This is a genomic window from Alteromonas alvinellae (assembly GCF_902705805.1).
Genome location: NZ_CACSIH010000055.1, coordinates 1 through 10,176, shown reverse-complemented (window position 1 = coordinate 10,176; position 10,176 = coordinate 1). Strand labels below are relative to the sequence as shown.

Below are 10,176 nucleotides of genomic sequence, written 5' to 3'. Positions count from 1 at the left end.
TATGTACAGCAAAGATCAACAGACCCTAGAGAAATCTGGTCGATTCAAACATTTTATGAGTAAAGCTTCATTCACACTTTGCTTAAGTAATTTGAATTTGATATAAAAGTCAATAAAAAGTTATAAAAATCAAGGAACAAAGTACCTAAATTGGAACCTTGAAAAAGAGGAAACGAAATGGAATTTATTATTGGGTTATTTGTAATTTATTTGATTTATAGATTATTTAAAGGTAACAGTAATCCTTCTGCACACAAACCTTCCCCAAAAAGAACTCCGAAACCTTTTTCTGAAAAAGCCAAAGTCCCTGAAATTAGAACTTCATCCCCCAGTATTGCTGTAGGATCTTCCAGCATAAGTGTATCCAGTACATCTAATCATACTTATTTAGACGATGATGATGACTTTGCTACTTTTACTATTCATACAAGCTTTGGCCGAGAGCCAGAAAAAACAACGAACAAGCAAAAAGGTCGATGGATAAGTGAAGATGAACAACTTTCTGTTAATGGAAGACAGTTAACAAAAGGCTTTTTCTACTTTGGCGGAGTAATGAATTCACTAGATGGGTACGGTATAGAGCCATCTCTAGTGGATGATAAACGCCCAGCTTCAAGTCCCTCGGTAGATTCAGAGATATACACTGATGAATCCTTAGGGTACTGGCCAACTTACGCATCTTTATCTAAAGGCTGTAGAGGCGCTTACCTAGATTGGCTCGCCTCTGATCGCTCAAACCCCAATACGCCTATTGGTTATGTCTTCATCTATTTCTACGGGTTTGAGAGAAGAGTCATTGAAAACAAATCCAGTAATCAAATAACTAATGAAGAGTACATAGCAATATTTGAAGAAGTGTTGCGTCTCAATAGCGTTTTCAACGCAAATCGTTCGTTCAGAGGATACTCTGCTAATTTCCTCGAACTAATGGCACTTCAAAGACCCACCTTACTTGAAGATAGACTGGCAGATATACCAGAAACTAATAATGCATTGTCATTTAAAGTTAACCTTGCAACAACTATAGCCAATGGAAACCCTGTAAAAGCTCCCTTGGCTTTAGAGTGGCTAAAAAATACATTCGAGTATTCCCTAAAAACCCCCGCCCGTAGATGTGAAGAAGAGTTTAGCCAGCTTTTCCAAATTAGATTTTCTGACAAGTTTGGCGAGGGAATTTCCGTAAAACCCAATAAAACTAAACTGCGACTTTCATACCATGCGGCAAGTAATGGTGTGCATGGGGTTGATTTGGAGTTGGGTGACTTACCAGATCCAAGTATTCTCAAAGGCCCAATTAAAAAGCTCATTCCAATTGCCGAGCAATGTACGGAAGAGTTGAACAGCTATAGCCGTTACTTAGGAAAAGCTGATACCTCAAGGAGTGATATTGCAGCGTTAATGTTATTACCTAAAGAACTAGCAAACGAATCAAACTCACCAGTCATAGAAACATTTAAGTCTTGGGCAAATCAGATAATTAGTTCAAATGAAGGACTAACCACAGTCAAGGATTTCTGGACTCATACAGGTACACCTCTCCCTAAGGCTTTTAACAAAAAAGAAAATGAACTAGTCGCTAACTTGGCTGCTAAGGCTGAAATAGGTATTGCGCCAGACCAACGTTTTCATCATGCAAAACTGAAAATCGATGACAACATTGTGCTCTTCTCTCCGGGCCATGGAGAGTTTTTTGAGCCAAGTTCGGCATTCAACCAAGTAAGTTTAGCAATTAGGTTAGGGGCAATGGTCGCAACGATAGACGGTAATGTAGATCATCATGAGAAAATTGCCTTACAAACGTTGATAAACCACGATGACAAACTCTCACCTTCTGAAAAGAACTCGTTAAATGCATATTTAACTTGGCGTCTAAATGCCCCTGTAAATAATACCGGCTTGAAAGCTAGGATTGAAAAACTCAGCGTTCCACAGGTGGAATTCTTGAAAAGATTCATGCTTTCCATCTCTCTTGCTGATGGAAAAATCGATGCTTCTGAAATTAAGCAAATTGAAAAGTTATATACCTCGTTAGGCTTAGATAAATCACTCGTTACAAGTGACATTCATGCGTTTGCCTCCAGCAAACAACCTATCTCAGCCACATCTAAAGAAGCTTCAATTGATAAAAGTACCTTTCAATTGGATGAAGGTATTCTGGCTATTCATGAAAGTGACACCAACGATGCAAAGAGTATGCTGGAGAGTATATTTGCCGTTGATGAAGAAGCTGAACAGGAAGTTAGCCCCACCGCTGATGTGAATGAAGAAGGCTTAGATAGCCCTTACAAAGAACTTTTTGAAACTTTGATAGCAAAAGAGTCGTGGCCACGTAAAGAAGTTCATGAACTGTGCAGCAAACTAAACATAATGGTTGATGGCGCATTAGAAACCATTAATGACTGGGCTTATGACAAAGTCGATGCGCCAGTTCTAGATGACGATGGTGATATCTATGTCGATCTAGAAATCGTAGAAGAATTGAAGGGATAAACAATGGTTGCAAAAAGAATACGAGCTAAAGAAAGGGATGCTATTATCCAATCTCTGAAGTCAGGTGTGACTCCTAAGATTGGAATCCAGCATATCCAAGTTGGTCGAGTAAATGAATTAAAAGCTCTGATCCAAGACATTGATCGGATCTCAGATGGAGGTTCAGCTTTCAGGCTCATTATCGGCGATTATGGTTCTGGTAAAACATTCTTTTTAAGTGTTGTACGTGCTATTGCTCTGGAGAATAAGCTTGTAACCGTCAATGCAGACTTATCTCCTGATAGACGTATTCATGCATCGGCTGGTCAAGCTAGAAACCTTTACTCTGAGCTAATGCGTAACATGGCGACTCGCAACAAACCTGATGGTAATGCTTTAACAAGTGTAGTTGAAAAGTTCATCACAGAAGCGATGAAAGAAGCTGATACTTCGGGAAAAAGTATAAATTCAATTATCCATGAAAAATTAGCATCACTTTCTGAACTCGTTGGCGGTTATGATTTTGCTAAAGTTATTGAGGCTTATTGGATAGGTCATGAGAAAGATGATGAGATATTAAAAGCTAACGCCATAAAATGGTTACGAGCAGAGTATTCAACTAAAACCGATGCCCGAAATGACCTAGGAGTTCGAACAATTATTTCGGATACATCTTTTTATGACGCGCTGAAATTAATGAGTTTATTTGTCAGACAAGCTGGCTACCAAGGGCTTCTAGTTAACTTAGACGAGATGGTAAATCTATATAAGTTGAACAATACCACAGCGAGAACTTCTAACTATGAACAAATACTCCGAATTCTAAACGATTGCTTGCAAGGAAGCGCTGAGCATTTGGGCTTTCTTCTCGGCGGAACCCCTGAGTTTTTGCTAGATCCACGTAAAGGCTTGTATAGCTATGAAGCACTGCAATCTAGATTGGCAGATAACAGCTTTGCTAAACAAGCGGGCGTGATTGATTATTCGTCACCAGCGCTACACCTCGCTAGCTTAACGCCTGAAGAACTTTATATTTTGCTTAAAAACTTGCGCCATGTTTATGCTGAAGGTGATGAAGCGAAGTACTTGGTTCCAGACGAATCTCTCAAAGCGTTCTTACAGCATTGCAGCCAAACTATAGGGGATGCGTATTTTAGAACGCCACGTAACACCATTAAAGCATTTTTAGACATGCTCGCGGTAATCGACCAAAACCCGCAAATTGCGTGGCATAGTCTGATCTCATCAGTAGCAATTAATGAAGATAAGCCTTCCGATGTTGAACTCGAAACAGAGGACAATGAAGATGGATTTGCTGACTTCAAACTATGATTGATGAACATGAAAAATTAGACCATCGGATTCAGCGCTGGATATTCAAACAAGGCTGGACTGGCTTACGAGAAATACAATGCCTTGCTATTGAACCTATATTGTCTGAAAAGACAGATGTACTGATCAGCGCTTCAACCGCAGCAGGAAAGACAGAAGCATTTTTCTTGCCTGCGCTTAGCACTATCGCACATCAAGAAACGGGTGTAGGGATCCTTTACGTTAGCCCTCTAAAAGCCCTTATAAATGACCAAGATAGGCGCTTAGAAAGTCTGTCTGACCTGTTAGAAATACCTGTTACTCCCTGGCATGGTGATAGCTCACTGGGCCGAAAGAAGAAATTAAAAGCATCGCCATCTGGTGTCGTGTTAATAACACCTGAGTCATTGGAGTCATTACTCATCAGAGACTCAGGCTGGATAAAAACTGCATTCTCTAATTTGAAATATATCGTTATTGACGAGTTTCATGCCTTTATTGGTTCTGAGCGCGGCCATCACTTACTATCTTTACTTCATCGACTTGAACATCTTCTTGGAAGACTAGAAACACCAATCCCGAGAGTCGCTTTGAGTGCAACGCTTGGTGAGTTAGAGAAGGTACCTCTATCACTTCGCCCTAATCGTTCTTTACCTTGCAAGATCATCAAAGATACACATTCGACATCCACCTTGAAGGTTCAGGTAAAAGGGTATGTAAACCCTGCTAACTTAGAAACCGAGTCTTCCAATGATGCAGAATATACGATCTGCCAAGATTTATTTAAATTTTGTCGAGGCGGAAATCACCTTGTGTTTGCAAATAGTAGGAGCCGTACAGAAAGCATTGCGGCTACATTATCTGACTTCTGTGAAGAAAAAACTGTACCGAATGAATTTTTTCCTCACCATGGTTCACTATCTAAAGATCTTCGAGAAAGCTTAGAAAATCGATTGCAACAGGAGCATTACCCTACCACAGCGATTTGCACAATGACTCTTGAACTAGGCATTGATATTGGCAAGGTAAACTCAGTAATTCAAGTAACAGCCCCCCATTCTATTTCAAGTTTACGTCAAAGAATGGGTCGCTCAGGAAGACGCGGTGGAGCCTCAATATTGCGAATGCTCATCGCTGAAGCTGAATTGACAAAAGACTCTAGCGTCATCGACAAGCTGAGATTGGAGCTTATTCAATCTCTGGCCATGATCAGACTTCTTATCGGCAGTAAATGGTATGAACCAGCTGATACATCACTTTACCACTTCTCAACACTCCTTCACCAAGTACTTGCGGTTACTGCACAATGGGGAGGAATTAGAGCCGAGCAATTATTTAGTTTGCTCTGTAAAGATGGCCCTTTTCAAAACGTTAATGTTGAAAACTTCAAAGCACTACTTGTCCACATGGGCAAAACAGAACTCATAACTCAGTTAGGAAGTGGTGAATTGGTGCTTGGCCTTTTGGGAGAAAAGCTGACAAGCCATTACTCGTTCTATGCTGTTTTCAAAACGCCTGAAGAGTTCCGGATTTTATGTGGAAGTAAATCACTCGGAACGCTGCCTGTAGATTCATTGGTATTAGAAGGGCAGCATATTGTTTTCGGTGGAAAGCGTTGGAAAGTAAACGACATAGATAGCGAAAAGAAAGTCATTTATGTGGAGCATGCAAAAGGTGGCAAGCCGCCTAAATTTGGTGGTGCTGGCTTGAACATACATGATGTTGTCCGGCAAGAGATGTTTCAAATATTAAAAGACGGTGACTACAGAATTTCTGTGGGAGATCAGAAAGTCGACTTCGCTGATTCAGCCGCACGAGAATTGTTTGGTGAGAGCGTACGATATTTCGAAGATGCAAAGCTCTCTAAAGAACCATTGCTCCAGGTTGGTAATACTACCTATATATTCCCATGGCTTGGTGACAAAGTGGTAAATACAATTGTCGCCTTGCTAATCCAACATGGGTTTGAAGCTGGCGCATATGCTGGAGTCATAGAAGTAGAAAAAGCGTCATTAGAAAGTGTTCACGCAACATTGCTCAAACTTGCTTCAACAGAACTCCCAACAGAAACTGAACTAGCACTACAAGTATTGGAAAAACGTATCGAGAAGTTCGATGAGTTCTTGCCAGAAAGCATTCTATCCATAGGGTATGGAGCCAGAGCATTTGAAATTAGCAATTCACAGAATTGGTTGAAAAAAAAGGTAACGTGACTTGGTTGTAAAAGACCACACGCTTCCATGCCACCAATGGTGAAGTTACAAAGTAAATTTTAGTCTAACTAGCTTTTCGAGGAATAATTAAACCTAATGATATTAGAAAGTTATAAGGAAAGTACTAATGGCCCTTGAAGAAAATCTCGTAGCTCTAAATATTACAGACTTTCCGATTGATGATGATTGTATAGGGTCAAAATGGAAAGTAGAAAACGAAGAACAGTTAGCTCGCCTTATCGCTATAGTCGTTATGGGACAAGCAGCACAAGCAGCCCATATTATTGATGAGCTTCTGCCAGCAGCGCCTGCATTTACTGACCATGAGCTTAAAAATGAAGCAAAAATAAAATTTACAGTTCAAGTGGGAAAACAAAATCCGCGCACTGGCTACCCGAGAATTCAGAGGGATGGCTTGATGTTTGAAATTATTTCTTGGATAGCTGCCAAACAGGTATCCGGTGACAAATGTTTTCTTAAAGACCCGCACACGAGTTCTACATCTCAAGGGTTAGACGGGATAATGATAGAGCTTAATGAAGATGGTAGTGAAATACTAAAATCCACCATTTTTGAAGATAAGTGTACGGACAACCCGCGAGATACATTTACGCAGAAAGTAATACCTGGGTTCTTAGATCGGCATGGAAACACAAGAAATGCAGAGCTGATATCTGCCGCTGCAAGCCTTATCCAGTTAAGTGGGGTTAGCAATGTTCAGGCTATGTCTATGGTTCGAAAAGTTATTGATAACTCAAGCAGGCATTATCGAGCAGGTTTTGCCTTAACTAAGGATTTCGATACTCAGCAAGCCCAGAAAGCATTGTTTAAAGGATATAATAAAATTAAAGATATAAAACAGGAGCAAAGGATTGGTGCCAGCCTCATTGTAGATAGAAAATTAAGAGATTGGTTTGATGCGATGGCAACGAAAATCATTGATTACATAGAACAATTAGAAGTGGAGCAAGATTAATGTTTGACCCAGAAACAGCTTCACTCCTTCGAGCTGCTCCCGAATTTCCTGATTTAGCCCCTAATGACTTGCCACAAATGTTAACTAGCCACTATGCACGGATTGTATCTATGCGACTAGGTGGAGAAGAACACCCAATCCAGGATGGTGATTGGACATTAGATCGTATTGCGGACACCTATGAGCTAGTAGTGTCTATCAACAACGAACCATCTATTAGGCGATCCTCTGCATTTGTTGCAGCGAGTGCTCAGCAGTTGATAGCAAGGAGAGAGGAATTACTAGAAGAAGAAATCGCTGAAAGGGAAAATGTCAGCAGGGATCGTTTAGCACCTGAAATTGCGGCTGTTCTCCTATTTCTTGCGGCTGAACAATATGCAGATGCTTTTGAAGCAGCATCTAAGGTAAAAATCGAAAGAGAGGGGCAGCATTACCTTGTTACTGAGTTAGTTAGACATATTGTAGATTTAGCTAAAGGTCGGCTAATAGATATAGTTAATAGAGGAAACGAAAGAGCAGGATTTGTTGTTGAGCAGAGAAGTAATATTGAATTTTCTGCCTTTATCGCATTGGTTCAATCCTTAGTTTTTGGGATAGAAAAACTATCAAAGTTGATCTTAAGAATTGGTATTGGCGATGGCCAAATCCAGTCTCCCAAAGTGATGTTTGAACATGCTAAAACACTAGCTAGTTCAATCAGTAAAGATGCTCTGGCTTGTGGAGTAGAAGTAACGTTTCCCGGAATTGCTCATCTTGCGTCATTACTCATTGCAACGTATGACGGTATATATGAATCTGCGCTAACGAGACTAGAACCACCCCAGGGCTCTGATATTGAATTTTGGAATAATTGGATAGCGTTCCGAGCAAAAAAATTCCCTTTCATTTGGCCTAATCACAAAAAGGCTCTCTCAGAAGGTTTCCACCACAACGGAACGTCTGCTGTAATGGTTTTGCCAACAGGAGCCGGAAAAACTACTATTTCCTCAATAAAAATCGCTAGTGCTTTATCGCAGGGGAAAAAAGTAATTTTTCTTGCACCAACTCACGCACTTGTTGAACAACTTACTATCGACCTACAAGAGATGTTCCCTCAAGATATTTTGGGATCTACTGTATCAAGTGATTTTGATCTTCTATTCCAAGTTGGTGCAGTTCTTCCGGAAATTGAGGTAATGACACCTGAAAGATGTTTAGCAATGCTTTCCTTCTCCCCCGAATCCTTTGACGATGTTGGCTTATTGGTATTTGATGAATGTCACTTGCTCAGCCCACAATCAGGAAAGATACGTAGGTCGCTAGATAGTATGCTTTGCCTTCTTGCATTTAATAGAATTGCCCCAGAAGCGGACACTCTTTTTCTCTCTGCAATGGTACAAAACGGGGAAGAGTTTGCTAAATGGATTAAACAATTGACCGGTAGAGGTTGCATCAGTATTGATCTGTTATGGAAGCCAAGCAGGCAGGCTCGCGGAGTTGTAATTTACTCAGAAAAGGATGTTCAATCCATAAAAGAAATGGCAAATAATGTGCAAGCGAATCTTGATAAGCAAGCAGGGAGACGCGCGGCAAATTTAAGAGCTTCTTCTGCTAGAGAGTTGGTTATAAATCCGTATGCCATTTGGGGCTTGCAGCACAATTGGTTGGATTTAGAAAACCAAAACGCAATCTGTACTTTCACAAAGCTAACACAGGATAAAGTTTTACTTACTGGAAAACTCTACTCCAATTATTTATCCATTTCTCCAAACGTAAATAGTGTAGCCTCAAAATTAGCTGTAGCCAGTGCTATTAATAGACTTAAAACGATTGTATTTGTTAATCAAAAATCTCATGCCATATCTACTGCAAAAAGTATCTCTGTTGAGCTTGGTGGAAACATTGCTCCTACTGAAGATGAAAATCGTAGATGGGATGCATTAGAGCTAGAGCTTGGGGGGCTGGAGCACTCATTACTTACAAAAGGAAGCGCCGCAGTCCCACATAATGCATCCATGCTTCGGATTGAAAGAGATCTGTCTGAACGTATGTATAAACGTGCAGATGGGGCAATGGTGATCGTTGCTACCCCAACGTTAGCTCAAGGTCTTAACCTCCCCGCACAAATGGCAATTTTGGCAGGTGATAAGCGTGCTGAAAATGATGGTCGCCAACTTTTGGAGGCACATGAATTATTGAATGCTGCTGCGCGAGCAGGTAGAGCTGGACATCTGGCAAATGGAATTGTCTTGCTCGTACCAGAGCCTATTCTGACTTTTCCCGAAAACCAGAGTTTAAATCAGAATGTAGTAAGTAAATTACAATCAATAATTCCAGAGGATGATAGATGTGTAGAAATTTCAGACCCAATATCTAGAGTTTTAGATGAAATTTCCGATGGCAATACGGTTAATCGTGAAGTGATGTACCTAGTTAATCGCCTCGCAACCCTGAATGATACTGAAAACAATGAAAGATCACTGTTTAACCTTAAATCTTCTTTTGCTGCATTCAGATCTAGGGCAAATAATGAAGAGCAGAGATTCAACTCCCAACTAGTTGAGTTGGAAAATCTTGTGAAACTTAAAGACGGCGATGAAATTGATCAGTCTCTTTCAATTCTAGCTTCACAAAGTGGATTGCCACCACTTGTACTTTCACGTTTGAGGTCTGCGATTACTAAAAATATTGGAGCTTTACCAACGTCAATTAATGAGTGGTCTATTTGGCTATTCAATTGGTTTAAGACTGATCCAGAAGCTAAAGAACTGTTACTCTTTGATGTAAAAATGTCAATTCTCGGGGCAACTGGACGAAATAAAAATGGAGAACTCTCTGATGACGTTCTAGATGCCCTATCTCCTGGGGTACGTGCGTGGCTAAGTGGCTTTCCATTAAGAGACGTAGAGATTGCTTTGGGGGGCAATCCAGATTCAGATCATGCAACCGCAAAAGCCTGTCCACGAGCTAGAGAGTTGGTCGGAACAGTTTTACCAAGAGGCCTTTCTTTTATTATGGGTTTGGTGACACGTATTGTTACTGAAATCAGTCCATACGACAATCAGGAGAGTCTATCTTCCGAAGTAGTTGAAGCACTGAGTACAGCAATCCGTTTGGGTTATGACAGTCCTGAAAAACTAGCATTCTCTTTTTCAAATTCAGCGATTTTATCTCGTGTTGGGGTTCATCAAGCCTTCAATCCGTCATTCCGCACCTAATTAACTGATT

The 10,176-nt window shown here is 40.5% G+C and carries 5 protein-coding genes; all 5 read left to right on the top strand.

Annotated elements, in window-relative coordinates; translation table 11 throughout:
* The first annotated feature begins 177 nt into the window (after positions 1-177).
* Positions 178-2,490 (top strand): tellurite resistance TerB family protein, encoded by a 2,313-nt coding sequence (locus ACX5KA_RS03975; protein WP_458730472.1) that lies wholly within the window; start codon positions 178-180, stop codon positions 2,488-2,490.
* Between the two features lie 3 nt (positions 2,491-2,493).
* Positions 2,494-3,801, top strand: a complete 1,308-nt coding sequence (locus ACX5KA_RS03970) for an ATP-binding protein (RefSeq protein WP_269408919.1) — start codon at positions 2,494-2,496, stop codon at positions 3,799-3,801.
* Positions 3,798-5,993 (top strand): DEAD/DEAH box helicase, encoded by a 2,196-nt coding sequence (locus tag ACX5KA_RS03965; RefSeq protein ID WP_458730471.1) that lies wholly within the window; start codon positions 3,798-3,800, stop codon positions 5,991-5,993. The genes ACX5KA_RS03970 and ACX5KA_RS03965 overlap by 4 nt, the downstream gene beginning before the upstream one ends.
* A 127-nt stretch (positions 5,994-6,120) precedes the next feature.
* Positions 6,121-6,969 (top strand): hypothetical protein, encoded by an 849-nt coding sequence (locus ACX5KA_RS03960; protein ID WP_458730470.1) that lies wholly within the window; start codon positions 6,121-6,123, stop codon positions 6,967-6,969.
* Complete coding sequence (locus ACX5KA_RS03955; protein ID WP_458730469.1) at positions 6,969-10,166, top strand: DEAD/DEAH box helicase; 3,198 nt, start codon at positions 6,969-6,971, stop codon at positions 10,164-10,166. Before ACX5KA_RS03960 ends, ACX5KA_RS03955 begins: the two co-directional genes overlap by 1 nt.
* Positions 10,167-10,176 lie beyond the last annotated feature (10 nt).